The organism is Trichocoleus desertorum AS-A10, from assembly GCF_039962155.1.
In the GTDB taxonomy this organism is placed as follows: Bacteria; Cyanobacteriota; Cyanobacteriia; order FACHB-46; family FACHB-46; genus Trichocoleus.
Window position 1 is genome coordinate 247,011 of the sequence record NZ_JAMPKN010000002.1, and the last position, 24,854, is coordinate 271,864.

Sequence of the window (24,854 nt, forward strand, 5' to 3'; positions counted from 1 at the left end):
CTATCGGAATGAGTGCTAAACCGATCGCCTTCTTTGTAGAAATAAGCAGGGTTAAACCAGCGATCGCCTTACACTTGCAATTCAGGATGGATGAATCGGTATCCCGCAGTTTTGAGCTTTTGGTTAGATACCTTCGCATTGTAGGGGCGAGCACTAAGTTGCGATTCGTCCCAATTCACAGGGGCTAGATTGTAGCGCTGACACACCTGCTCAATCAGTTCTCGACTGGTTAGCGTCACTTCTTGCACCAGATTATATATTCCCTGGAGTTGGTGCTCTTGGGCAAAGGCGATCGCGCCCACGATGTCATCTAGGTGAATCCAATTACTCGGCTCTGCTCCTGTTCCTGGTCGAGTCGTGCCCGCCGCTCGCCCAAAAATTCGCTGGAGTTCTCGTCCTGGCCCATAAATACCGCCTAGCCGCAGTACACAAACCTTGAGTTGAGAATTCGCAGTGTTGAGCAATACCTGTTCAGTTTCCGCCAGAATTTCACCGTTGCGGTTGGCAGGTTGAACGGGTGAGGTTTCATCTACCCAATTGCCCTGCTGGTCACCATAAACGGCATAGCTCCCTGTGTAAATGAGTTGCTGCACACTCGGCGTTTGAGCGAGAACCTTAACTAAAGTTTTGGCGGTGTGCAGATAAGTTTCTTCATAGCTGTTAGGGGTACGCGCCCCCACACTCAGCAGCACGACTTGTTGATCCGCCAAAGCCTCAGCTAGTGAGGTTTCATCATTGCCTTGGGCTAAAACGGCATGGTCTGCGATCGCCTCCAGTTCTGACAAACGCGGCACGCTGGTTGTGGTAGCCGTGACAGTCCAGCCCGCTTGCTGCCAATGTCGAGCGGTTGCCATCCCGACATACCCACAGCCAATAATTGCAACTTTCACAGATCCTCCTTTCTTCTTCAGCAAACACAAAAAAACGGTAGAGGATTTAACGCTCTACCGCTTAACTATTAGTTATTTCTCAGAACTAAAGGCTATTCGGCCGCTTGAGGCAGTAGCTCGCGCTTCTCACCTTTCAGCACCTTCACCTGACCCTCATCTACATCCATAACGGCGGTGTCGCCATCCTGGATTCGGCCAGAGAGGATTTCTTCAGCGAGGCTATCTTCTAACAACCGCATGATGGCTCGACGTAACGGTCTAGCACCATAGCTGGGGTTGTAGCCTTCTTCCACCAACCGATCCTTGAACCGCTCAGTGACTTCCAGCGTGATGCCTTGCTCGCCGAGACGACGGAAGACCTCGTTTAGCATGATGTCGGCGATTTCCTTGACCTCGTCCTTCGTAAGTTGACGGAAGACAATAATCTCGTCAAGACGGTTAAGGAATTCTGGGCGGAAGTACTGTTTCAGTTCTTCGTTGACCAGCGAGCGGATGCGGTTGTACTGAGAATCAGCTTGGCTCTCTGCTGAGAACTCAAAGCCGAGACCACCGCCACCCTTCTCAATTACCTTAGAACCGATGTTGGAGGTCATGATCAGCAGCGTGTTCTTGAAGTCTACTGTGCGGCCCTTGGCATCGGTCAAACGACCATCTTCCAAGATCTGCAACAGCATGTTGAACACATCCGGGTGGGCTTTCTCGATTTCATCGAACAGCACCACTGTGTAAGGCCGACGACGGACTGCTTCAGTCAACTGACCGCCTTCGTTGTAGCCAACGTAGCCCGGAGGCGAACCGATTAGCTTGGAAACGGTATGACGCTCCATGTATTCCGACATGTCAAGACGGATCATGGCATCTTCGGAACCAAAGAAGTAAGCTGCCAATGCCTTGGTCAACTCAGTCTTACCAACCCCGGTAGGACCGGAGAAGATAAAGCTCGCGATCGGGCGGTTGGGGTTCTTCAAGCCAACTCGTGCTCGACGAATGGCACGAGACACAGCCTTAACCGCTTCGTCCTGTCCAATTAAACGCCCATGCAAGGTGTCTTCCATGTGGAGCAGCTTTTCAGACTCAGACTCGGTGAGCTTGTTCACAGGGACACCTGTCCAAGAAGCCACGATATGAGCAATGTCTTCTTCATCCACCATTGGAGAAGCATCTTCATTGCCAGGTTCAGCCTTCTTGGTTTGAGCGATCGACCGGATTTCAGTTTTGATTTCCATTTCGCGATCGCGCAACTCACCCGCCCGATCAAAGTCCTGTGCCCGCACTGCATCATCTTTCTCTTTCAGAACTTGACGAAGTTCCTTATCGAGTTCTTTAGCAGCAGGAGGTAATTGCGAGTTTAGTAAACGGACTCTAGAGCCCGCTTCGTCAATCAAGTCAATCGCCTTGTCAGGCAAGAAGCGATCGGAAATGTAGCGATCCGACAGCTTAGCCGCAGCGTCTAAGGCAGCATCAGAAATTTTTAGCTTATGGTGCTGTTCGTAGCGCTCACGCAAACCGCGTAGGATTTCGATGGTTTCATCCACGCTGGGTTCACCCACCATCACAGGCTGGAAGCGACGCTCTAGCGCAGCATCCCGCTCAATGTGCTTGCGGTATTCATCCAAGGTGGTAGCACCAATACATTGCAGCTCACCTCTGGCTAAGGCAGGCTTGAGGATGTTGGCTGCGTCGATCGCGCCTTCAGCCGCCCCTGCACCAATCAAGGTGTGAACTTCATCGATTACCAGGATGACATTTCCGGCAGAACGGATTTCATCCATGATTTTCTTCAAGCGTTCTTCAAACTCACCTCGATACTTGGTGCCTGCTACCAGCAAACCAATATCGAGTGTGACCACGCGCTTGTCTTCCAGAATGTCTGGAATATCGTTGTTAGCGATGCGCTGGGCCAAACCTTCGGCGATCGCCGTCTTACCGACCCCTGGCTCCCCAATCAAGACTGGGTTGTTTTTGGTCCGACGGCCCAAGATTTGGATGACGCGCTCAATCTCTTTCTGACGACCCACGACGGGATCGAGCTTTCCTTCCGCCGCCATTTGGGTCAGGTTAGAGCCAAATTCATCCAGGGTAGGAGTCTTCGTCCGACCGCCCCCTGGCGTTGTTGAAACTTCTGCGGTTTCACCCAACATGCGGATGACTTGTGTCCGTACCTTGGAGAGGTCAACTCCAAGATTTTCCAGCACTCTAGCTGCAACGCCTTCGCCCTCCCGAATCAGACCTAAGAGCAGGTGTTCGGTGCCAATGTAGTTGTGTCCCAACTGCCGAGCTTCTTCCAAGGACAGTTCCAAGACACGTTTGGCGCGAGGAGTGAACGGAATTTCTACAGCAACGAAGCCAGAACCTCGACCAATGATTTTTTCTACTTCAATCCGAGCGTCTTTGAGATTGACACCCATAGACTTCAGTACTTTGGCGGCGACGCCGGTCCCTTCTCCAATTAGACCCAGGAGGATCTGTTCTGTACCTACAAAGTTGTGCCCAAGGCGGCGAGCCTCTTCTTGGGCCAACATAATTACCTTAATGGCTTTCTCTGTAAAGCGTTCAAACATGGCGTGTATCCATCACCTGCTGCGTTGCCGGTACGCTGATTTTAGCATAGGGAAATTTTGCTGCTATCATCCGCAAGATAGCAGCAATACAGACCGAGCGATCCCAATTCAAGGTGGCGATCGCTGAAGTTTTTGAATATTTACTTCCGAAGGGAGATTTTCGACAAAGATTTGTTACAAAGTCAAGGGGTCAGCCCCAAGTTCTCCAAGCTCAAGGATTGCCCAGTTCCGGCAAGTGCCACCCTGCTTGGTGTAGCCGAGCCTGAACCTGATCTTGCCAATCTATAAGTGCTTGACCAAACTCAGGTGATTGTAGCCCACCACGCCACAAAATCAAGGCATCTTCCCCGGTTTCTTCGTAATAACGCCGTCGCCGCCCTGCTTCTTGGAAGCCAAACTTCTCATAAAGTAACAATGCAGGTTGATTAGAGGCGCGAACTTCTAGAGTGGCTCGCTCTAAACCTCGCTGTCGCGCTTTCTTAAGGAGCGCATACAAGAGAGTTTGGCCCAATCCTTGAGCTTGGTAGTTAGGATGCACCGCTACGATGGTGATGTGAGCTTCATCGACGATCGCCCAAAAGCAGCCCAAACCAACGAGTGGAGCAGCCGGATCATCCTTAGATTCCAGTTCTATAGGCTGTTTCTCTAAAGTTTGGTGAGCTTGGCTGGTTTGCAGGACTAATAATTCACTGTTTGGGCTCTCTAGTTCTCTTCGATAACCCTCCAAAGTCCATAGGCCCCCGAAACACAACTGATCGAGGACTAGAGTGGCGGGCAACAATTCTGGAGTTAATGATTGGAGATCCAGGAAATTCACGAGAAGTCTGGGTCGAAAGCTCTGGATGCACAGCCCTCAATTGTACACTGAGAAACAAGACGCACTCACGCCTGTCAACTAACAAGGACAACTATTACGCAATGGTATCGACTTACTCTGTGGAGGTTCAGAACTCTGGCCGTCAGTATTTACCTGCCCCTGGAGATGCTGCGGCAACCCGATCCCCAAACCAATTCCTTTTGCCCCTGACCGCTCAAGTCAATGGGCAGGATCACTTGGAAGTTGGGGGTTGTGACGTTACGGAATTGGTGCAGCAGTTTGGTTCGCCACTGTACGTTGTGGATGAAGAAACGCTACGCACAACCTGCCGCCAATACCGTGATGCTTTTAATCAATATTACCCCGGCGAATCTCAGGTTCTTTATGCCTCCAAAGCTTGGAGTTGTCTAGCCATCTGCGCGATCGCAGCTAGTGAAGGATTAGGTATTGATGTCGTTTCTGGCGGCGAGCTTTACACAGCACTGCAAGCAAGAGTTAGCCCCGACAAGCTCTATTTTCACGGCAATAACAAATCAGTTGCAGAACTTGAGTTTGCGGTGGAATCGGGTTGCAACATTGTGGTGGATAACTGGCTGGAGTTGAAAACCCTAGCTGGGATGCCTGCTAGAGAAACACCCATCCGCATTCTGTTGCGCTTAACACCTGGAATCGAGTGCCACACCCATGAATACATCCGCACTGGGCACTTAGATAGCAAGTTCGGCTTTGATCCCAACCAACTGGATGAAGTCTTTACCTTCGTTAGTCAGCAGCCCACATTAAATTGTGCTGGCTTGCATGCTCACATTGGCTCCCAAATTTTTGAACTACAACCTCACCAAGATTTAGCAGGGGTAATGGTGCAGTGGCTAAGTAAAGCCGCAGGTTATGGTCTCTCCATTCAAGAGCTCAATATTGGCGGTGGTTTAGGGATTCGCTACACCGAATCCGATGACCCTCCCAGCATTGACGCTTGGGTAAAGGTGATCAGTGAGGCGATCGCGGCAGCTTGCCAAGCCCAAAATATTGCCCTACCAAAACTCCTTTCCGAACCAGGGCGATCGCTCGTCGGTCCTACTTGCATTACGGCTTACACAATGGGTAGCCAGAAGACGGTGCCTGACATTCGCACCTATGTCACGGTCGATGGTGGCATGTCTGATAACCCCAGACCGATCACCTACCAATCAGTTTATCGGGCTGTGGTTGCGAACAAAATGTCAGCGGCCATGTCTGAGACGGTGGCGATCGCGGGCAAGCATTGTGAATCCGGCGATATCTTGATCAAAGAAGCCAGCCTGCCCCAAACGGAACCCGGCGATACTCTCGTCGTAATGGGCACAGGAGCCTACAATTACAGCATGGCTTCTAACTACAATCGGTTGCCTCGCCCGGCAGCAGTTTTAGTTAGAGCTGGAGAAGCCAACCTGATCCTGCAGCGGGAAACTTACCAAGATCTAATTCGACAGGATCGCCTACCAGAGCGCCTGAGCGGATTAACGGCCTAACCCGCCAACCTGATTTGGAGCTAGCTTGCTAGTTTCTTCACGATCAGGTAGCCATGCAGTAACTTGCACAAGGCTTAACCGAAATATTCTTGACTGGCAACTGGGAGGCTAGAAGGCTGCACAGCCTCTCAGTTGTCCCCGTTGAGGCGCAAGCGTAATTCAGGTTCTGATGGGACAATTGTGGAAGCGATGGCTGGCTGATCCAGGTTGGACTCAGTCTTTGCTGCTTCAAATTATTGATATTGGACTGGTGCTACTCCTGACGTATATGGTGCTCATCATTATTGGTGAGCGCCGGACACTCTGGATGGTGCGGGGATTCATTATCCTAATGCTAGCCGCAGCCGTCAGCACCAACTTGAAGCTCAAACTTTTGAGTTTTGTCTTGAACAGCTTGGTGATTGGCTCTGCTGTCTCAATGGCCTTTATCTTGCAAGCAGAGTTTCGCCGCTTTCTAGAGCAGTTGGGGCGGGGTGAAATTCTGCAATTGTTTCAACCTTCACGCCGCGCTATTCCCAAACCTGACAATGTCATTGATGAGATTGTCGATGCAGTCAAAGAACTTTCGCAAAACCGCATCGGAGCGCTATTGATTTTAGAAACCAGTGCTCCGATTGATGAGCGCGATTTTTCAGTGCCAGGCGTGAGGTTGAACGCTGAAGTTTCCAAAGAACTAATCCAGACCTTATTCCAACCCACTACCCTACTTCATGATGGTGCGGTTTTAATCCGAGCTTCCCGCATCATGGCTGCTGGCGTCATTTTACCCATCTCAGAGCGTACTGCTTCCCGGCAATTAGGGACACGTCACCGAGCTGCGATGGGAATCACTGAGCGAATCGAAAATTGTATGTGTATTGTTGTATCTGAAGAAACAGGGTCGATTTCCCTAGCAGAAAGGGGAACACTCAATCGGCCCCTGACCAGCAGTAAACTGAAAGAACTCTTAGAAGCAAGCTTCTCTCCATCCGTTGACCGCGAAGCAGTTGCCTCAGATTTACGCAACTTTGGTCGTCAAATTGGGTCTCAAGGATTGGCACTCATTTCACGTTTACTTCGTTTGCCCTCTTCGGCCTCTCGGGAAAAAAAATGACTGCAAAGCCAACCATCTTACAAGATCTGCCTGCTGATCTAGATCGAGAGCGGCTGCCTAAGCATGTAGCTGTAATCATGGATGGCAATGGTCGCTGGGCTAAGCGCCAAGGTCTACCTCGGATCATGGGCCACCGCCGAGGAGTAGACGCGCTTAAGGATCTGTTGCGCTGCTGTCGCGATTGGGGAGTTCAAGCTCTAACGGCCTATGCCTTTTCTACAGAAAATTGGGGGCGACCGTTTGAAGAAGTTGACTTTTTGATGACACTATTCGAGCGGGTGTTGCGGCAAGAACTCCGCGAAATGATGCGAGAAAATGTCCGCATTACTTTTGTGGGTAATTTGGACGCGCTACCTCAATCTCTGCGAGCCGAGATTGAGCGCTCTATGGCTGAAACTCGGAATAATTCTGGCATTCACTTTACGGTTGCCACGAACTATGGAGGGCGGCAAGAAATTTTGCAAGCTTGTCGAGCGATCGCCACTCAAGTCCAGCAGGGACACTTGCAGCCAGAAGATATTGATGAGGCAGTGTTTGAGCAGCATCTCTATACCGCAGGCGTGGGCGATCCAGACTTGCTGATTCGGACCAGTGGCGAAATGCGACTGAGCAATTTTTTGCTTTGGCAGATGGCTTATTCCGAGCTTTATGTGACAGATACGCTCTGGCCTGACTTCGATCGCGCTGAGTTCCACCAAGCTTTATGCGCTTATCAACAACGGCATCGTCGCTTTGGCAAGCTCTAAGCCGTGAGGTGAATCAAATAAACCTATGGGCTAACTAAGGCCCAGAGAATATGGCATCTTCCACATCCTGGCGGCTGAGCAAATACTTAAAGGAGCGCTGAATCGCCTCCCCCCCCACTTCCAGATAACGTACTGTCAGTTGGTCTACATCTAGATACAACTCGGCTTTCCATGCGGGTTTTGCTATACGCCAGCAGTGAAGTTCTGCTGGGTCTTGTTCGCAACCTTGTTCAGTTAACCAAGTTTCAAGGTCTGGTAGGGAGTGATTATAGAGGGGAGTGTCACTAGAAGGTAGCGTCATAAATCTCAAAGATTGCGTAGACCAAAATTGTGCACAGAATGAGCCTCAAGAAGCAACTCAGGAATACTACCAATTCTCTAAATTGGATTTGTAGACCCTCGTAGGGGCGAATAACCATTCACTCCTACAACTGAGAATTTTTTTGATTGGCATCAGAATCTAAAACCTTAGCAGATGGAGCTGCCAGTTCTGATCTCGCTGTCTCAATTTGCTCACTAGGAGCACTCTGACTCTGCAATTGCAAAGGATGAAAGGCAATATCGCCTCTCGTTAGACCAATCGCGATCGCTAGCACCAAGCAAGCTACAAACGTGACACCCAAGATAAATAAAGCAAAGATTTCTCCAGGTGACAGGGGCCGATCGGTAGGGTCTAAATAGGCAGAGGAAGAATAGCGCCGAGATTGTGAGGCAGAACGGTTAAGGTCTGCTGGAGCTTGCATCACATGCAGGCGGGAATAACCAATTTTGAGGTCGTAAGCAACACGACGCTCCGGGTTACTGACGGTAGCATAGGCTTCATTGAGTTGCTGAAACTTTGCTGTGGCGATCGCTGGAGGCAACGTAGTGGTATCAGGATGCAATTGTTTGCTCAGATCGCGATAAGCTCGCCGGATTTGTTGCGGTGATGCCGAAGGATGCAATCCTAGCAGGGCGTAGTAATTAGGAGCCGCAGTTTTTGGCAGTGGCGACCCTTGATTCACCTGATTTGGCGTTGCTCCATCTTGAGTCACGCGAGTTCCCACCCTACCTAGCTTTTGATTATTCTAACCAGGTTTCTGAGTAAAATTCCTAGCTCCAGCTTGCTGTCGCTCTACTAAGCCACAAATGGCGGCTAACAGCAACCAGCCTAAAACATTGATGCGGATATCAAACAAAGTTACATCAAATAAGTTGAACAAGGTGCAAGCCAAAAATGCCACTAAATAGGTAAACAAAATCAGGCGATCGCTTTGCTGCAAAGGATCTGAGGCAGGATTCCAAGATAGGAACAACTGCACGCCACGATACACCATCCAACCCACCAATCCTACTAAGAGCAAGGTCGCGAACACGCCTGTCTCTGCCATCAACATCAATGGCAAACTGTGAGGATGGCCCATAAAGATTTGCCACTTGGCTTGATACAGCGGAGTAAAGTTGCGTAAGCCCCAACCTGTGAAAGGCCGCTGCTCGGCTAGAGACCAAGCAAACTGCCATTGGGTTGCCCGGAGAGTGGCGACAGGGCGATTGGGATATAACTCATCCGACAGTCTTGCCCAGAGAAACGCTGGAACAATCAGTCTGAGTGGAGCCTTGATGACCGCAGGGCCAAAAGCCGCTCCGCCAATGCCAGCAACAGCTATACCAACCGCAATCACTAGCCAGCGCCAACCGAGATACAAAGCATAAGTTAGGCAAGCCAAGCCTGCTAAGACCCAAGCATTGCGGGAGTTCGTGAGGAGAAGCGCGATCGCATTTCCTAGCACGACAGCAGCTAAAAAGCACCAACGCCACCAAGCGATACTCGATGAAGTGGAAGCGTTTAGGGCAGGATATGGCTCCTCGGATAGTGCCGCGATCGCGGGTTCCGCAATTGATTGCAACTGGCTCCTACGGCCTGGAAACGCATCGATCCACAGTCCAATTGCCAAAATAAACGCAATCACCAAGTAATTGGCCAAGACATTGGCATAGGCAAAAATCGAAGACATGCGACCCAAAGGATTGCCGCCTCGTTCCACACCCAGCTCGACAATAATTCCCAGCAAACGTAAATGTCCTGCCCAGCCCCAAAACTGCTGACCCAAACCAATAATGACCACGGGCACAGAAGTTAAAATCAAGACCCAAGCAAGCTGTCGTAACTGAGCAGGTGTTTGAATCAGCGTACTGAAGGCTGTAAACAAAAAGAATAGCGGTAAGAAGTTAGCCAAGCCCAAGAGTGCCGCAGTGCGATCGTAAGCAAAAATTGCTGCCACCACAAACCACAAGCTTAGAACCGCCAAACCCCGATTGAAAGGACGCTGTTTCATCCAGGCAGCTTGCTTAATCCAAGTAGCGATCGCGGCTCCCAACAAGCTCAAGCCACCCAACAAAGGGCTAAAGGGAAACAGGAGCAAACCAATTTGAACCCAGTGCCAAGGCATTTGCAGATGCCGTTGCGAATGGGTCTGTAAGTGGAATAACTTGTTCAAGGTTGCTTCCTACACTGGTTCCCAAGCCGCTTCAAGGCAATCGGCGCGAGTCAAGCGAATTTGCGCCAAAGCAAACACTGTGGGAATCACCCGACCATAGTTAGTTGCGATCGCCCGCCAGCCTAAATCGGCAAAAAACAAAGCCCACATCGCTGGCCCCACAAAAGCCAAAACGCTGCGAGTCACGCCATAGCGAGCCGCACTGAGAGCCATCCCTTGTTTCGCGGTTTGTAGCGCCACGTAACTTTCAAACTGAGCGGCTGCCACAGCGCCACCTTTCGCGATCGCTTGCTGGGCTACTTGGTAAGTTGCAAAGTGGTAGGCAAACTGTTTTGCGATCAATTGCATCAACATGGGACGCACAATTGAGCTAATCGCCAAAGCGCTACCCCCCTTGACCAGCAATCCCATTGGATCTTGCTGCACTGCCAGAGGTAGCTGATCTCGAATTTCAGAGCGAGCTAGCGATTGTTGTACCCGCAGCGTCAAAGCTCCTTTTTCTTTGGTCGATAGTTGTTTCCAGGCACGACTCAGCAGATTGAGAAACACTTCCGCTTCTAAGTCAGTGGTGGACAATTCTTCGGAGTAAGGAATTCTGAGGTAGCGGCAAACTTGAATTAAACATTGGCGATAAGTGATGCGATCGGCATGACCTTGCAGCACTGTCATGCCATCTGCCGCTAAGAACCGAAAGCGTTGCTCTAAGGCATCTAGCCAAGCTTGTCGCCCTTGGCTTTGCACATCCATCGGGTCCGGGGTATACAGGTAGTCAATTGGGTTAAACTTACGGCGAAACAAAATCTCAGTTAGCTCACCTAATTCTTCTTCAGTCGCTAACTCCAAGGCTGCTCTTAGCTCGTCCGCCATAAATTCCTCCACAACTGCACTGTTAACCCCGCTGTCCCATATTCTACTCTTAGCGATTGGCTGTTCGCTGTTGGCTTGTTCCCTATTGGCCCGATGCAAATTCTCTAGGAGACTCAACATTCGTGTTTGATGTTGCTGTGGTTGGAGCTGGCATTGCAGGCATTAGTTGCGCTCAGCAGTTGCGGCAATGGGGCTATCGCGTTGTCGTAGTAGAAAAGTCGCGGGGGTTAGGTGGCCGCATTGCCACTCGTCGAGTGCAGGACACTTGCGCGGATCATGGAGCCCGCTATCTCAGTGTCCAAGGAGAGCATTTGGCCCGACTCATTCCAGTTTTGTGCGCAAACCAAATTCTAAGAACTTGGATAGATAGCGTTTATGAACTAGGGAGCGATCGCTACTTACATGCACCGCAACCTCAAGACATTTATCCTCGTTATACAGCCCTCGCAGGAATGAGCGCGATCGCTAAATTCTTAGCAACTGGATTAGACATTCAGCGGAGCCAGCGAGTAGAAGCGATCGCCTTGACCCCAGAAAATACTTGGCAACTGACTTTGGGAAACCCCAGTGATCCTGCTGCAACCCCTACAACATTGGCTGCTCAAGCAGCGGTTGTAGCGATTCCTGCCCCGCAAGCCCTGACCTTGCTCAAGCCTTTGGAAGAAACAATACCTGCTGATGACTTCTTTGAAACTTTACGCGCGGTTAAATATCATCCTTGCATCACTGCGGTCGCAGGTTATGCTCGCGATCGCCAAGCTGATTTAGCCAGCCACGATCCACCCTGGCAAGCTGTCACCTGTCCTGACGATTCAATGATTGATTGGATTAGCCTGGAGAACAGTAAGCGCCCCAGTCAAGTTTCAGAACCACAGCCGCCCACTTTTGTCATCCAAAGTAGTGCTGCCTTTGCTCAGAAAAACTTAGAAACTTCTGATTTACCAGCAGTGGGGCGTCAACTCTTAGACTATGCCGCCCAGGTTTTCTTTGCTTGGCTCGACGCCCCCGACTGGTTACAAGTTCACCGCTGGCGCTATGCCTTTCCTGATCAGGGTTGGCTAGCACCTTGTTTAGTTGCCCCAACCGCTTTACCACTCGTTTGTAGTGGCGATTGGTGCGGGGGGATTCAGATCGAAAGCGCTTTGAAATCTGGACTGGCAGCAGCAGCCGAAATTAATCGTCAGCTTCGGAATCTACCCCTGCCAGAAACCAGCTTTTGGCATACCATTTCCAGTCACTCTGTCGATTCCACGGGCTGAAGCAAATTCAAGCAATGACCCGGAATTTCTTGCTATTGCCTTTCATACTTAGGCCCTTAGCAAGCTTGACTGCATCTCAATGGGAAACCCTGGGAGACTAGTCTGTCGCTTCAGCGCCGTCTCTTGCGCCCTCTTGATCTGTTTCAGTTTCTTCAGCCCGGTTGTCATTACCGAAGCGTCTCTTGCCAAAGCGGCCTTTGTTGGTGCGCTTACGGAACTTGCGAGCGTAAGCTTCATTACGGAGAGCTTTTTCTTTCTTTAAGTTGCGGCGTTTAGCCATGTTTACCTCTTTGAATCTATCTGCCACGCGAAAAGCGATCGCTTTTTCAAACTTCTGCGAGAAGCGATCTCAAGCCAGCGATCTAAAAACCAGAACGCCTAAAAAAATCGGTCAGATGTTTACTCTAACCTAATCTGTGACTCTCACCCAAACAGCTCAGCCTTTAATTTTAGCTGAATTGCGGTTGACAGAGCAGTTGGCAAAGCTGTTAACCGAAAAAGGCCAAGCTTTCAAAGCCAATTAGAGTTACAGTTTAGCCATTTTGGCAGCCAACTCTAGGGCATCGGCTGGAGTAGTGATTAGTCCCTCAGCTCGTGCCAACTGAATCTCAGCTAAAAGTTGCCCAATTTGCGGGCCAGCGGCCAGCTTTAAATGCGTCATCAGGTCTTGACCACTGACAAGAGGCATAGGATGCGCGACTGGATCGTCGGGAGTTAGAAAACGCTCAATCAGCCCCAACAGCACTGATATTGGTACACCTACAGCTAAAGCCCGCACCATCAGCGCTGGGAATACAGGGCCGACCGATTGAAACAGAAAATACTGCTCTCGACAAGACAAACCAGCTGTGACGCTAACTGCTTGTAACTGAGGCAAAAACTTAATAATAGTTAGGGCCGCTTGAATCTCGGCTCGGCTGTATTTCAAGTTCAATAACTCTACCTCAGCCTGCACTAGGTCTGGAGACAGCAAACTAGCTAGCTTGGCCACCGTAATCCAAGTGCGATGATCGCCTGCAAGCTTGGCTTTAGCGGCTCCCGCCTCAACACCAGAGTTGCTATTAGCAGATTTGTTGCTCGTGGCGCTGGATGAATTTTTAGTGCCTTTACGACTAGCTTTGGTAGTGTGGCGTAGGGAGGCATAAAGTTCAGCTTTGAAGCTAGGACAAGCGGCCACCAAACTGATCGCTGAGCGATCGATCGCCGCAATTTGAGCCAGACTCTGAGCAGTGGCTTGAGGAAACCAAGCTTGGAGCAAGCCATCTTGCCAGGCGGCGGTCAACCACGGAGTGCCCTGAGCGCTGCCAAACAAATAGTTGAGTTCTGACTGGATGCGCTCGGCGGCAACCTGGCTTAAGTAAGGAGAAAACTGACGAATCACAGCCCGCGTTTCCGCATCTAGGCTAAAGCCCAACTGAGCTGCTTGGCGATAAGCCCGCAACAGACGTAGAGGATCTTCGCGCAAGTTTTCCGAAGCCACCATGCGGATCGAGCTTTGCTTCAAATCCACAAAGCCTTGCAGCGGGTCAATCAACTCTTCGGTATGCGGATTGTAGGCGATCGCATTCACCGTAAAGTCCCGCCGCTGGAGGTCAATTTCGAGGCTAGACCCCATTTGTTGCGCAAAATCTGCGGTAGCTTGCTCAAACACCACGCGGGCAATTTGCCGCTCTGCGTCTAATAAAACAAAGCCAGCCTTGTGATGATGCGCGATCGCTTGAGCCGTTTCCACTGCCTTTTCTGGCATGACAAAGTCGAGGTCTAGGTAATCGGCATGACGACCGAGCAACGCATCACGCACCACACCTCCCACCAAATAGGCAGGCTGAGGCAACCATTGCAAACCAAAAGGCCAAGTTTGAGGCGATAAAACAGATAAAGAAATTGAAGAAGTAGCGTACATGGAAACAAAAATCAATCGAGCGGCTAGCCAAGAATTGACTCGCCTAAGCTAGAGTAACAGAAAGACATGCGGGGTCTGGTAAACCCATCTTGTCAACCTACGGAGAGGTTCTGATCATGTGCATTTGTGTGAACTGCCACTACGTAGATCGCTGCACCACGTATCATGCAGTCGAAGGGCAGCATCAACAGCCTCACCTCACAAATACACCAGATTTTGAAGCGGTTGAACCTACTATTAATGTCAATATCCGTTCCTCAGAGGATGAAATCCAGATGGAATGGGATGTAGTTGGCTGTCAGAGCTTCAAGCAAGAAACAGGTAAGTGGGCTAACTTACGCCCAGGCGAGTTAGTTCCAACTTAACTTGGTTGCGATGTTTCCAACCAATTTCTTGGAGTTTCTCAGGATTGCAGCTGCGATCGCCAGATAAAGCACATTTAGCTACCTGGAAATCTGGAGGAACGGCGTAGGATAAACTCAGTGAACTTGGGTTCCTAGGGTATGCGCTACTGCCTCAATCCGGTTTGTCGAAATCCGCACCACGCAGAGCCAGCCAAGTTCTGTGAAACTTGTGGCTTTAAGCTTGTTTTGGGCGATCGCTACTGCGCCATCGAACCCATTGGGCAGGGGGGTTTTGGCAGAACTTTTTTGGCTTTAGATGACTACAAGCCTTCCAAGCCGCGCTGTGTGATTAAGCAGTGCTTTCCCCTGCCCCAAAGCATTCGTAACCCGATTAAAGCAGCCGAGCTATTTCGGCTAGAAGCCGTTCGGCTAGAAGAATTAGGCCACCACCCTCAGATTCCAGAGCTACTGGCGTACTTTCAGCAAGACCAGTTTCAGTATCTGATTCAAGAATTTATTGACGGAGCCACGCTAGAGCAAGAAGTGGCTCAAAATGGTGTTTTTAACGAAACCCAAATTCGCCAGTTGCTGAGCGATCTGCTGCCAGTGCTGCAATTTGTCCACGAACACCACGTCATTCATCGCGACATTAAACCCACAAATATTATTCGCCGCCGCACTGACCAGCAATTGGTTCTAGTGGATTTTGGGGCGGCAAAGTCGGCTAGCAGCGCCGATCTCTCTCGTACGGGCACTAGCATTGGCAGCCCTGCATTTGTATCTCCCGAGCAAGCGATGGGTAAGGCTATCTTTGCCAGCGATCTCTACAGTCTAGGGGTCACTTGTATTTACTTGTTGACTCACACCCATCCCTCAGATTTATTCGATACCGAAGAAGGCACTTGGCTGTGGCAACCTCACCTCAAACAACCCATTAGTGGTGATTTGGGTCAGATTCTCGATCGCCTGTTGCAAAGTGCAACCAAGAAACGCTATCAATCCGCGATCGCAGCATTACAAGATTTACAGGCTCCCGCATTATCACTCACAACAGCTTCAAACAGAGCAACCGCAGCTGATCAGGCAGGCTCAGCATTACCTTTAATCTCAGAAGCTACGCCCAGTGATTTAACATCCCCAACTTGGCGTTGCGTGCGAACTTTGACTGGGCATTCTCGCTGGGTGCGATCGCTTGCCATTAGCCCAGACAGTCGAGTACTGGTGAGTGGCAGCGGCGATCGGACTGTAAAAATTTGGGATCTCACAACTGGGCAGTTGTTACAAACTCTATTAGGTCATGAGCACTGGGTGCGATCGGTAGCAATTAGCCCAGATGGCCAGTTAGTCGCCAGCGCCAGCAATGACAAAACAGTAAAAATCTGGCAACTCAGTACCGGAAAGCTATTACAAACGCTGAGCGGCCACAGTGACTGGGTGCGAGCCGTAACTTTCAGCCCCGATAGTCAGTACCTAGCCAGCGGTAGTCAAGATAAAAGCATCAAGCTGTGGCAAGTGGCAACAGGTCAACTGCTCCAGACAATGGTGGGACATGAGCATTGGGTGTTAGCGATCGCCCTAGCCACAGGAACAGTAAATGCGTCAACTACTAAGCAACCCCTACTGGTGAGTGGTAGCCGCGACACCAGCATCAAAATTTGGCAACTAAATACCCAACGACTGCTCCACACCCTGACAGGGCATGATGAACCCGTCACTTCCCTGGTGCTTAGTTTCAATGGACAACTACTGGTGAGCGGTAGCCAAGACAAAACCATTAAAGTTTGGCAACTCGAAAACCAAATCCTGCTCCGGACTCTAACAGGTCATGCAGACGCAGTGAATGCTGTCACTCTCAGCCCCGATGGACAACTATTGGTGAGCGGTAGCCAAGACAAAACCATTAAAGTTTGGCAATTCGATACCGGAACCCTGCTGGAAACATTAGTAGGGCATGTTGCTTGGATTTGGTCAGTTGCGATTAGTGCCGATGGCCAAACCATCGCTAGTGCTGGTGATGATGGCACCATCAAGGTCTGGCAACGTGATTAAATGACTATTGATATTTGTGATTTCTGAATTAACTTTGACTTCTGATCCTTCCTCTTCTGCCGCCCAATACGGCTTAGCGCTACATACCAGCACTCCCGAACTTGGCTTAGCTTTGGGTAACTTTGCAGGCGATCGCCGCCATCAAGTTTGGAGCTTGGATCGGGGGTTGTCTACCCATCTGCACCACTATTTGGGTGAGTTCATGGCACCTCAAACTTGGTTAGACCTCGCCTTTATCGCAGTAGCGCGAGGACCCGGCGGCTTTACGGGCACACGTATCGGCATGGTCACGGCTCGCACCTTAGCACAACAGCTAGAAATTCCTCTCTTTGCAATTTCTTCGCTAGCTGCCTACGCTTGGGTTTCTGTCCACCAGCAATCTCAACCTGTCCTTCCACAGGTGATTGGGGTGCAAATGCCAGCCCAACGAGGGGAAGTGTATGGCGCTATTTACCAAGTAGACTTGGAGACTGGTTTAACGCCTCTCTTGGCAGATACCATCCAGCCTCTAGCCAATTGGGAAGCAACTTTAGCTAGTTGGCCCACTGCCTATGAGTTAGTGAAAGCGGAGGGCGGATTGGGTAGCTCAGTTTTGGGAGTTTTAGCTTTGGCTGAACAGCATTGGCATCGAGGGGAGCGATCGCATTGGTCAGAAGCGTTGCCCTTCTATGGTCAACATCCAGTCACCCAGTAGGAATCCTAAGTGTTTGTGAGAAGTGTATCTAAGTACACCTCTCACAAATCATAAAGAAAGCACAAAAAAAGACAGGAAGTGCCTGCTTCCTGTCTTAGTTGTTCACCCAGTATTTGCCCTATCAGTCAGCTCACGAGCGTTGCAGCAATTCGTAAGGGTAGAGAGCACCAATGCTTACACAGCAGTTGTTTTTCCCACGTTACTTTTCTGCTGAAGCGCTGAATCTAGAGTCCTGAGGTTTTGCAACCAAATCAGTGTTATCTCCAGGAGCGTTTTGCATGACCGAATACAGTCACATAGAGAATATACTGAGCTAATTTTAGGGGAACCGAGAAAGGAAATGATAGAAATGTGACAAAAATCAAGAATATGACGGGTCTCACCAGAGCTTCTTTTAGTCTTGATGGCTGGAAGCACTGCAAACTCCGGTATGCAGTGCTTCCAGCCATTGCCAATGCCACATTTAGTCTTTCCGTAGTTCTGCTAAACTTCGCTCAGGGAAATTACTTATCCCCGTTTCTCACTAACTATCGTTGTAGGCTCCGGGGGTCCAGTGCATCTCGCAGGCCATCACCCAGCACGTTAAAAGACAGCACCGTGAGAATAATCAACAAAGCTGGAGGCCATACTAGCCAAGGTTGTAGCACCAGAATGGAGGCGTTGGTCGCCAGAGATAGCATATTGCCCCATGAGGGATCAGGCTGCTGAATACCCAAGCCAATCAAGCTCAACACCGACTCCGCCACAATAAAGCTTGGAATGGATAGGGTAGCCGAAATAATCACATAGGTTGCGGTCTGGGGCAAGATGTGGCGCACAATGATGTAGAACGGCTGACCGCCCATCGCTGTCGCAGCCTGAACAAATTCCCGCTGTTTGATCGACAAGACTTGCCCGCGAATCACCCGCGCTAAGCCTGCCCAGCTAATAAACGACGTAATCAACACAATTAGAAGAAATCGTTGGGCACTCGTTAGCCCCGGTGGTAACACTGCCGCCAGTGCCACCAACAAATAAATGCTGGGGATCGTCATCAAAACTTCTACCAGACGCATTAAAAAGCTATCGGTGAAGCCACCAAAAAATCCCGAAATACCACCGACCAGCATGCCTAAGGGAAAGGAAATGGCGACCCCCACCAAGCCAATGCTAAGGCTGATGCGTCCGCCATATAGCAACCGACTAAACTGATCGCGAGCCTGCTCATCGGTACCTAGCAAGTTAAATCTGGCTGGCCCAGCGGCACCGAAGAGATGTCGTTTAAACTCCAGCCCCAAGATTTTGTAAGAATGCCCTGCTACAAAGAGACGCAGTGGTGACGGTTGGCTGCGATCAATGATTAGTTTGCGATCGCCTGTATTGATGTCAACCGGACCTTGAATGGTGGGATAGACATGAGGCCCAATAAATTGACCCGCCTGATTGCGCCAGTAGATTTGCGTCGGGGGTAGCAGCCCGCCATCTGGCTGTGAAGCGTAGGGGTCATAGGGGGCGACAAAATCAGCGGCGAGCACTGCCAGGTAGAAAATTATCAGCACCAAAGCCCCAAATCGGGCCAAAGGATTCTTTTTAAGTTTCTGCCACCAATCCATAACACTGCTACCTAATGCGAACTGACGAAAACTCTCGTACTTAGCGATCGTGCTGTGTGCCTGTACTTAGCGATCGCGCTGTGTGCCTGTGGAACTCACCATAACAGGAGGCACTTCCTCAGATCCATCTTTCAAGCCATCTCTAGAATCTGAGTTGACCAGTTCTAGCGTTGTCGTATCCAACGCCTCTGGGTTGAGCGGATTGTAGAAGAAGGAACCTGTTTGCGGGGGCAAAGTTGGGTCTAGCACAACTTCGGCAATACTTTTCACGACTCCAGTTAGAGGAATTGCCAAAATCACGCCGAGTAGGCCTGCCACTTTAGCACCAAGCAGCAACGACGTAAAAATAATCACTGGGCTAAGACCCGTTAGGTTACCCATGAGCCGGGGAGCCAACAAGTTGTCTTTGATCTGTTGGGTCGCGATCGCCACTCCTAAAACTTGCAACGCCAACCACCAGTCGATAAATGCCACCACGACACTCACTGTGGCAATTCCCAATGTCGCCCCAATAAATGGAATCACTTCCATCACACCGATAAACACGGCAAACAGTAAGAAAAATGGCACTCGCAACCATAAAAACGCCAAAGACAGCACCACGGCCATAAATAGCCCTAACAATAATTGGCCCGCAAAGAACTGTCGGAGATTGCGCCGTAAAGAATCCGTTAAACAAGTCCGAATTTGGGGCGAAAAAATATTGACTAGTCCCCGCCAGACGCGCTCCCCATCCAGGAGCATATAAAACGAAATCACCAAAATCAAAACCAGATCCAGTGTCCAGTTGACCGTTCCCAGGACCAAGCCAAATCCTTGAGCCGCGATCGCCTGTGCCCGTTCCCGCACCTCCGCCGATAACTGCTGCTCCAAAAGCTGCACATCAAAGGGTAGGTTGTGCGCCTCGCTCCAAAGCTGAAAATCTGCTAACTGATTCCGCCCAGACTCCATCAAACTAGGGAAATTCGTAGCTAACTGACGAGCTTGCTCTGAAACTGGAGGTGCGATCGTCAAACCAATCACTACCCCTCCCAGCCCTGCGGCCAAGTACACCAGTGCTGCTGCGACCCCACGAGGTAAAAAAGTCTGTAGCTTAGCCACTGCATAATTTAGCAGAAAGGCAATCAAACCTGCCGTCACCAAGATGCTAATGAGATCGCCAAAGTAGTTGAGGGCGTTTAGAGTCAACCAGCCCGCAACCAGCACCAGTAACCAGGTGATTAAAAGTTGTTGAACAGGAGAAAAAACACGGTTCATGAGTGTTAGCGCTATGCCGTTTTGCTAAGCAACGGGAATTGGATCTTCGTGTTCTACCACAAAAACATTAGAGTACAAGTTGGCAATAATCTGCTTACCCTGCTGAGTTAAGGACAAATAATGCAAGGCATCTTTGACGTAGGGATGAACGCCATGCCAATAAAACTTGGGATAGTTCTTCCGCAGGTCGGCAGGGTTACGGTAACCCAAGGCTTTGTTCACGCCCGTTTCTTCAAATTCATAGTACAGAGCACAGATTTTCTTTAAGTAGCGGGGGTCACTCAGTTGACCGATTAAGTCAGAGGCTCGGATCAGCCCCGGATAGTCAACCGTATCTTGATGGTCTTCTACCGAAGGCACCGGAAAACGAGTTAGCTCAATGTTGTACTTAATTACATCGGCATCGATCAGCTTATGCCCACCAAAGCGCTCATCAATAAAGAGCTTGGCGCGATCGACGTGGTAGGGAGTCAGGCTCGCATCAGAAGAACCAGCCGCTAAAGGCACCATTGCTCCATCTTTACCTGTGGCATAGTAACCGTCTTTGTCTTGGCGGCAAACACCTTTTACGTAGCCGATATCGTGGCAGACCAGGGAGATAATGAAGTGCAGCCAATCTTCACAGGAAACGCCACCTTCCCGAATATGCCTGCCTCGCAAGATTTCTTGTCCTACCAAGGTGACGAGGATGGTGTGTTCAACGTTGTGGTAGAGCGCATCACTGTTTGCAATGTTCTCTAGCGCCATGCTGCCTGCCCAACCAATAATGTCTTCGTAGTCTGGCTTCCACCCGCCATAGGTACGCCGATAACCTTCTTTGAGTCTCTGAACAAAGTTATCAATCAGAATTTCCGTGGCATTAAACATGCTAAATACTCGCTTTTATGGGCTTGCAGGATAGGAATGGTGAAGGCGGGCGATCGCAGCATTACGAATGCTTATTTGTTCTAGAGAAACACAGTCAAACCAGTCATGTACTGGGCGAAATTTTTTGTTTGATTATCGCTTGAGCGGAGAAATCTAGAGAGAGGTGGGGTCAAATCACAAGATCTTGAGCGAGCGTCTAGCTGCATAAATATCTATATCTGCTAGGCATCAACCTTTAGTTTTCCCGGTTATGGTGGTGGCAGGTTAGTCTTGCTACAGACTTTCTCAATTAATTTCCCTTCAGGAGTAGGTAATCCCCATGAGGCACGCCCCAGTTCGTTACGCTAGGCAACTGCTCACCCTGGGGATGATGGGTCTAATCGGGGCTACAGTTGTAGAGCCAACTTTGGCTGCCCAAAAAAGCTCTACACCCAATCCAAACCAACAGAAGGTCCAACTGGATTCTAACAATGCTGCATCGTACTATCAGCAGGGTAATGAACTTTATCACCAAGGTAAGTTAACTGAAGCGATCGCGGCTTACCGCAAAGCGATTGAGCTTGATGGGAAGTATGTGGAAGCTTACGTCGGTTTGGGCAATGCCCTGGATGACAATGGGAACACGGATAAAGCGATCGCCGCCTATCAACAAGCAATTCGTCTCCGCCCTAATGATGCGATCGCCTACTACAACTTGGGGGTGACACATTATCGCCTCAATAAGTACGCCGAGGCTGTAGCCGCCTTCGAGCAAACTACTAAGCTTGATCCCAAGTTTGTCTCAGGCTTCATCAGCTTAGGCAATGCCTTGGATGATATGGGGAAATTTCAGCCCGCCCTTCAAGCTTATCAACAAGCCATTCAATTAGAGCCTGACAATGCCAGTGCCTACCTGAATATGGGCATTGCTTACGCTCGCCAGAAACAAACCAAATCCGCGATCGCTGCGCTGCAAAAAGCTAAAACTCTCCTGCAAACTGAAGGCAGCTCGGACGCAATTCAGCAAATTGAGCAAATGTTGCAGCAACTCACGACTTCCTAGCCTCTAGCGTCTCCTCTCGCGATCGGTCTATAATAAGCGTTCAGCTATTGACTAGCTGAGCCTGCTGCGGGTGTAGTTCAGTGGTAGAACGTTAGCTTCCCAAGCTAAATGTCGTGGGTTCGAGTCCCATCACCCGCTTAAAACATAAATCCCCTAAAGTCGATATTCATAGGGGGTTTTGGGTTTCTAAGAGGTTTAAATAAAAAGCTAAATTCAGTACACAAGAACTAAAATTGGGTATTTTTGGGGTAGCTTTGGTAAATAACTGGGGTAAAACTGAGGTAGATACTTAGCTCTTACCCCAGAAAAATCATGTACTCAAAAACCACTAATCGCAGGGCTTCTAAAGGTTCTGTTCAGATCAAAAGCTCTAATGGTCGCTTACAGCTAGTCTTTAGTTTTGGGGGTAGACGGTACTATCTTTCATTAGGATTCGACGATAGTCCCCAAAATCGCAAATTAGCTGAAAACAAGGCCAGAGAGATTTCACTAGATATACTCTCTGGTCACTTTGAAGGCGTGGAGAAGTACAAACCTAAATCAGTGCTCAGTGCCGTTGAAGCTGTTACCCCAATTTCTACCCCACAGCCGAGCCTAGCGGAGATGTGGGACAAGTTTGTTGAGTACAAACGCCCTCAATGTTCTCCAAACACAATGAAGTACGTGTACGGAGTTTATACGCGCTATCTTCAAAAGATCCCGACTCAAGAGTTAAGCCAAGCCAATGAAATGAGAGATTACGTCCTCAAAAGTTTTCCTATCGACTCAGGAAAACGTTTCATCACTCGCTTATCTGCTTGCTGCCAATGGGCTGTACAGTCTGGCATGATTTCTGAAAATCCATTCAATGGTATGGCAGCAGAAATCCAACTTCCTAAATCAAATAAAGGTGAAGGAATCCCTGAGATTAACCCGTTCACGCTAGAAGAACGAGATGCAATCATTGCAGCAATTGAAACTGATCAATTTTGTCCACTTAAATCGGGTTTCAAGCATAGCCGCTATGCCCCTCTAATTAAATTCCTGTTTATGACAGGATGTAGACCTTCAGAAGCGATCGCCTTGGAGTGGCAGCATATCTCTCCCGACTTTAGACAAATTACTTTTGAACAGGTTGTGATCAACACTGACTCAGGTAGACAGGTGAGAACAGGGCTGAAAACTCAGGAGCGGAGAAGATTTCCATGCAATAACTCACTCCAAGAAATCTTGCAATCAATTAAGCCTGAATACGCTACTCCAAATTCATTGGTATTTCCTTCACCGGAGGGCAAACCAGTTGACTTGAATAATTTTCGCAATCGGATCTGGAAAACTGTTCTTAAAGGGTTAGGAATTGAATATCGCAAGCTCTATCAAACTCGACACACCTTTATTACCCATGCCCTAGAGACAGGCAAGCTGGATGCTAAAGATGTAGGCCGTTTAGTAGGCAATTCTCCGGAAGTCATCTACAGGCACTACGCAGGCAATAAGCTCGAGTTGTTCGTCCCTGAGTTTTAGATAAGTTGCCATTTACTGTAGGAAACCTTTCCCAGTCAAAATTCCCTATCTACCCTATTAAACTCCATTCCTATCGAGCGATCGCCCCTTAACCACTTAGGGAGGGCGTGAGGTGCGTTCGCAAAGTTACCGCTATACGAAATGAGGCGATGAGGTGTGTAGTTCTTATTAGCGACTAATAGCTCTGGCTAATTCCCTGCAAGTCAATGAGGGTAAGCCATGAGCTGATGTTTTGTCGCTCAATCTTACACTTCAGCATTGCCATCAAGGACTCATTATGCAAAAAAAGCTTGCAACCATTACACTTTCCCTGACCTGCGCTTTCCTCGGACTGGGTGCCAACCTTGCCTTAGCCATCCCTACACCTAACCAGCAAGGAGATTACCCATCCCCGGTCCAAAAACAACGAGGTGCTAGGCATGTTAATTGGCAAGTTGTCGATTCAGATCCCAAGGGACTCAACTGCCGAATGTCTAGACAATTTCAAGGCGTCTCGGTAGATGGCAGCGATGTTCCAGCAGAATTTTATATACGCAACAAATACAATATCTCGCAATGGTCTGTGGTATTTGCCTTTAAGCGAGGTCAGCGCCTGCAAGCAGTGACTGGCAATATGGATAATCACATCACGTTAACCGATCAACAAGGCAAACCTTGGATAGCTGTCTACACTAGCAAGGGCCATTGCTTCGTCCGTGCCAACAGCAATTTTATTAAGCCAATCTGAGAAGATGCCGTTACTTTGAAGCCGTTGGAGTAATCCCACGTGCTGGGTTCCAATCGCTTCACAAGCTAACAAACATAAGACTTCAAGCCCTACAGATTTTTGAAATCCATAGGGCTAATTAGCAATTCTGGGCTTTTTAGATTCATTCAATTTCGTCTGGGTTCACTCCTCGCTTTCGTAATGAGGCTAGCATTTGCTGCCTGACCTGGGCAGCCCAGGATTCAAAGCCGATCTTCTCTACATTTCTATCTACCACTGCCTCATCGGGAGGAGTTTGTGGTTTCTTAGTTTTGGTTTCCATAACCGTCGGTACCTGGAGAACTGAGGAAGAGCGTGCAGCGAACTACTCACCCTGCTCATATCTTAAAAGGGTTAGCTAGGAAGCTCCACTCGGAAATGCGCTAAGTACATTGAATGCTTGCAGTTTCCGAATCACAATCCTGAAGCTGTTACATAGACGACAATTAAGCCACTTGAGCGTAACGATGGCCGTTCCATTTAGCGATCGCCCGTGTCGCTTCTGAGGCGATCGCGCTTACAGTGCCAGAAAAAATCAATATTTGCCAACTTGCCTGTTTTGTCTACCAGCTCCGTTATAGAAGACATAGTTGTAGACATATGTGGACATAATTTAAACAGGCGCTTCAGGGTGTAGCCG

Annotated in this window: 23 protein-coding genes and 1 tRNA gene; 11 read left to right on the plus strand and 13 right to left on the minus strand. The window is 49.4% G+C overall.

Translation table 11 applies throughout. The annotated features are described in order from the left end of the window. Positions 1-68: 68 nt before the first annotated feature. The 3 genes from NDA01_RS04925 to rimI form a co-directional block, all read right to left on the minus strand. Positions 69-890 carry an SDR family oxidoreductase gene (locus NDA01_RS04925; RefSeq protein WP_348227080.1) on the minus strand — a complete coding sequence of 274 codons (822 nt, stop codon included), beginning with the start codon at positions 888-890 and terminating at the stop codon, positions 69-71. Between the two features lie 92 nt (positions 891-982). Then, the gene (locus NDA01_RS04930; protein WP_290227205.1) at positions 983-3,451 is read right to left on the minus strand and encodes an ATP-dependent Clp protease ATP-binding subunit; all 2,469 of its coding nucleotides are present in this window, start codon (positions 3,449-3,451) and stop codon (positions 983-985) included. Between the two features lie 211 nt (positions 3,452-3,662). Further along, positions 3,663-4,268, minus strand: a complete 606-nt coding sequence (gene rimI / locus NDA01_RS04935; protein ID WP_348227081.1) for a ribosomal protein S18-alanine N-acetyltransferase — start codon at positions 4,266-4,268, stop codon at positions 3,663-3,665. 101 nt (positions 4,269-4,369) lie between these two features. On the opposite strand from rimI, the gene lysA reads away from it, so the two are divergent. The 3 genes from lysA (at position 4,370) to uppS (ending at position 7,615) form a co-directional block, all read left to right on the plus strand. Beyond that, positions 4,370-5,776, plus strand: a complete 1,407-nt coding sequence (lysA, locus tag NDA01_RS04940; protein ID WP_348227082.1) for a diaminopimelate decarboxylase — start codon at positions 4,370-4,372, stop codon at positions 5,774-5,776. A gap of 169 nt (positions 5,777-5,945) precedes the next feature. Then, positions 5,946-6,869 (plus strand): diadenylate cyclase CdaA, encoded by a 924-nt coding sequence (cdaA, locus tag NDA01_RS04945; protein ID WP_190431361.1) that lies wholly within the window; start codon positions 5,946-5,948, stop codon positions 6,867-6,869. Next, positions 6,866-7,615 (plus strand): undecaprenyl pyrophosphate synthase, encoded by a 750-nt coding sequence (gene uppS / locus NDA01_RS04950; RefSeq protein WP_348227083.1) that lies wholly within the window; start codon positions 6,866-6,868, stop codon positions 7,613-7,615. The genes cdaA and uppS overlap by 4 nt, the downstream gene beginning before the upstream one ends. A gap of 34 nt (positions 7,616-7,649) precedes the next feature. Here uppS and NDA01_RS04955 read toward each other — a convergent pair whose 3' ends face one another. The 4 genes from NDA01_RS04955 to NDA01_RS04970 all read right to left on the minus strand — a co-directional run bounded on the left by NDA01_RS04955 (position 7,650) and on the right by NDA01_RS04970 (position 10,959). Continuing rightward, positions 7,650-7,916 carry a DUF3143 domain-containing protein gene (locus tag NDA01_RS04955; protein ID WP_190431359.1) on the minus strand — a complete coding sequence of 89 codons (267 nt, stop codon included), beginning with the start codon at positions 7,914-7,916 and terminating at the stop codon, positions 7,650-7,652. A gap of 124 nt (positions 7,917-8,040) precedes the next feature. Continuing rightward, a complete protein-coding gene (locus NDA01_RS04960) occupies positions 8,041-8,649 on the minus strand; it encodes a J domain-containing protein (RefSeq protein WP_431193320.1) in 609 nt (202 codons plus the stop codon). Positions 8,650-8,682: 33 nt separating this feature from the next. Further along, entirely contained in the window at positions 8,683-10,092 is a 1,410-nt protein-coding gene (locus NDA01_RS04965) for an O-antigen ligase family protein (RefSeq protein ID WP_348227084.1), read from the minus strand. A gap of 9 nt (positions 10,093-10,101) precedes the next feature. Then, the gene (locus tag NDA01_RS04970; protein WP_190556783.1) at positions 10,102-10,959 is read right to left on the minus strand and encodes a YaaW family protein; all 858 of its coding nucleotides are present in this window, start codon (positions 10,957-10,959) and stop codon (positions 10,102-10,104) included. Between the two features lie 122 nt (positions 10,960-11,081). Here NDA01_RS04970 and NDA01_RS04975 point away from each other — a divergent pair, with 122 nt between their 5' ends. After that, a complete protein-coding gene (locus NDA01_RS04975) occupies positions 11,082-12,218 on the plus strand; it encodes an NAD(P)/FAD-dependent oxidoreductase (RefSeq protein ID WP_348227085.1) in 1,137 nt (378 codons plus the stop codon). Positions 12,219-12,315: 97 nt separating this feature from the next. Here NDA01_RS04975 and NDA01_RS04980 read toward each other — a convergent pair whose 3' ends face one another. Both NDA01_RS04980 and NDA01_RS04985 read right to left on the minus strand, forming a co-directional pair. Then, the gene (locus NDA01_RS04980; protein WP_190431357.1) at positions 12,316-12,498 is read right to left on the minus strand and encodes a hypothetical protein; all 183 of its coding nucleotides are present in this window, start codon (positions 12,496-12,498) and stop codon (positions 12,316-12,318) included. A gap of 246 nt (positions 12,499-12,744) precedes the next feature. Beyond that, positions 12,745-14,121, minus strand: a complete 1,377-nt coding sequence (locus NDA01_RS04985) for a tRNA nucleotidyltransferase/poly(A) polymerase-related protein (RefSeq protein ID WP_348227086.1) — start codon at positions 14,119-14,121, stop codon at positions 12,745-12,747. Positions 14,122-14,237: 116 nt separating this feature from the next. On the opposite strand from NDA01_RS04985, the gene NDA01_RS04990 reads away from it, so the two are divergent. The 3 genes from NDA01_RS04990 (at position 14,238) to tsaB (ending at position 17,208) form a co-directional block, all read left to right on the plus strand. Beyond that, positions 14,238-14,486: a Ycf34 family protein gene (locus NDA01_RS04990; RefSeq protein ID WP_190431355.1), complete on the plus strand. Its 249-nt coding sequence runs from the start codon at positions 14,238-14,240 to the stop codon at positions 14,484-14,486. Between the two features lie 138 nt (positions 14,487-14,624). After that, positions 14,625-16,514, plus strand: a complete 1,890-nt coding sequence (locus NDA01_RS04995; protein WP_348227087.1) for a protein kinase domain-containing protein — start codon at positions 14,625-14,627, stop codon at positions 16,512-16,514. Between the two features lie 34 nt (positions 16,515-16,548). Next, positions 16,549-17,208, plus strand: a complete 660-nt coding sequence (gene tsaB / locus NDA01_RS05000; RefSeq protein ID WP_348227088.1) for a tRNA (adenosine(37)-N6)-threonylcarbamoyltransferase complex dimerization subunit type 1 TsaB — start codon at positions 16,549-16,551, stop codon at positions 17,206-17,208. A gap of 527 nt (positions 17,209-17,735) precedes the next feature. Here tsaB and NDA01_RS05005 read toward each other — a convergent pair. The 3 genes from NDA01_RS05005 to NDA01_RS05015 form a co-directional block, all read right to left on the minus strand. Continuing rightward, positions 17,736-18,800, minus strand: a complete 1,065-nt coding sequence (locus NDA01_RS05005; protein WP_348227089.1) for an ABC transporter permease — start codon at positions 18,798-18,800, stop codon at positions 17,736-17,738. Positions 18,801-18,866: 66 nt separating this feature from the next. Next, complete coding sequence (locus NDA01_RS05010; RefSeq protein ID WP_190554117.1) at positions 18,867-20,057, minus strand: AI-2E family transporter; 1,191 nt, start codon at positions 20,055-20,057, stop codon at positions 18,867-18,869. A gap of 24 nt (positions 20,058-20,081) precedes the next feature. Then, positions 20,082-20,924: an Npun_R2479 family HD domain-containing metalloprotein gene (locus NDA01_RS05015; protein WP_190431350.1), complete on the minus strand. Its 843-nt coding sequence runs from the start codon at positions 20,922-20,924 to the stop codon at positions 20,082-20,084. A gap of 319 nt (positions 20,925-21,243) precedes the next feature. Between NDA01_RS05015 and NDA01_RS05020 the strand changes: the two genes are divergently transcribed. From NDA01_RS05020 to NDA01_RS05035, 4 genes are all read left to right on the plus strand, one after another. Continuing rightward, on the plus strand, positions 21,244-21,966 hold the full coding sequence (locus NDA01_RS05020) for a tetratricopeptide repeat protein (RefSeq protein WP_348227090.1): 723 nt from the start codon (positions 21,244-21,246) through the stop codon (positions 21,964-21,966). 66 nt (positions 21,967-22,032) lie between these two features. Continuing rightward, positions 22,033-22,104 (plus strand) — tRNA-Gly (locus tag NDA01_RS05025). Positions 22,105-22,278: 174 nt separating this feature from the next. Beyond that, positions 22,279-23,469, plus strand: a complete 1,191-nt coding sequence (locus tag NDA01_RS05030; protein ID WP_348227091.1) for an Arm DNA-binding domain-containing protein — start codon at positions 22,279-22,281, stop codon at positions 23,467-23,469. Between the two features lie 277 nt (positions 23,470-23,746). Then, positions 23,747-24,196 (plus strand): hypothetical protein, encoded by a 450-nt coding sequence (locus NDA01_RS05035; protein ID WP_348227092.1) that lies wholly within the window; start codon positions 23,747-23,749, stop codon positions 24,194-24,196. Positions 24,197-24,338: 142 nt separating this feature from the next. Here the strand turns inward: NDA01_RS05035 and NDA01_RS05040 are convergent, their stop codons facing one another. Next, positions 24,339-24,497 carry a hypothetical protein gene (locus NDA01_RS05040; RefSeq protein ID WP_190556263.1) on the minus strand — a complete coding sequence of 53 codons (159 nt, stop codon included), beginning with the start codon at positions 24,495-24,497 and terminating at the stop codon, positions 24,339-24,341. Positions 24,498-24,854 lie beyond the last annotated feature (357 nt).

Coding starts and splice junctions, on each gene's coding strand:
- NDA01_RS04930 (WP_290227205.1), bottom strand. CDS start 3,451: ATGTTTGAACGCTTTACAGAGAAAGCCATTAAGGTAATTATGTTGGCC.
- lysA (WP_348227082.1), top strand. CDS start 4,370: ATGGTATCGACTTACTCTGTGGAGGTTCAGAACTCTGGCCGTCAGTAT.
- cdaA (WP_190431361.1), top strand. CDS start 5,946: ATGGGACAATTGTGGAAGCGATGGCTGGCTGATCCAGGTTGGACTCAG.
- uppS (WP_348227083.1), top strand. CDS start 6,866: ATGACTGCAAAGCCAACCATCTTACAAGATCTGCCTGCTGATCTAGAT.
- NDA01_RS04955 (WP_190431359.1), bottom strand. CDS start 7,916: ATGACGCTACCTTCTAGTGACACTCCCCTCTATAATCACTCCCTACCA.
- NDA01_RS04970 (WP_190556783.1), bottom strand. CDS start 10,959: ATGGCGGACGAGCTAAGAGCAGCCTTGGAGTTAGCGACTGAAGAAGAA.
- NDA01_RS04980 (WP_190431357.1), bottom strand. CDS start 12,498: ATGGCTAAACGCCGCAACTTAAAGAAAGAAAAAGCTCTCCGTAATGAA.
- NDA01_RS04985 (WP_348227086.1), bottom strand. CDS start 14,121: ATGTACGCTACTTCTTCAATTTCTTTATCTGTTTTATCGCCTCAAACT.
- NDA01_RS04990 (WP_190431355.1), top strand. CDS start 14,238: ATGTGCATTTGTGTGAACTGCCACTACGTAGATCGCTGCACCACGTAT.
- NDA01_RS04995 (WP_348227087.1), top strand. CDS start 14,625: ATGCGCTACTGCCTCAATCCGGTTTGTCGAAATCCGCACCACGCAGAG.
- NDA01_RS05005 (WP_348227089.1), bottom strand. CDS start 18,800: ATGGATTGGTGGCAGAAACTTAAAAAGAATCCTTTGGCCCGATTTGGG.
- NDA01_RS05010 (WP_190554117.1), bottom strand. CDS start 20,057: ATGAACCGTGTTTTTTCTCCTGTTCAACAACTTTTAATCACCTGGTTA.
- NDA01_RS05015 (WP_190431350.1), bottom strand. CDS start 20,924: ATGTTTAATGCCACGGAAATTCTGATTGATAACTTTGTTCAGAGACTC.
- NDA01_RS05020 (WP_348227090.1), top strand. CDS start 21,244: ATGAGGCACGCCCCAGTTCGTTACGCTAGGCAACTGCTCACCCTGGGG.
- NDA01_RS05030 (WP_348227091.1), top strand. CDS start 22,279: ATGTACTCAAAAACCACTAATCGCAGGGCTTCTAAAGGTTCTGTTCAG.
- NDA01_RS05035 (WP_348227092.1), top strand. CDS start 23,747: ATGCAAAAAAAGCTTGCAACCATTACACTTTCCCTGACCTGCGCTTTC.
- NDA01_RS05040 (WP_190556263.1), bottom strand. CDS start 24,497: ATGGAAACCAAAACTAAGAAACCACAAACTCCTCCCGATGAGGCAGTG.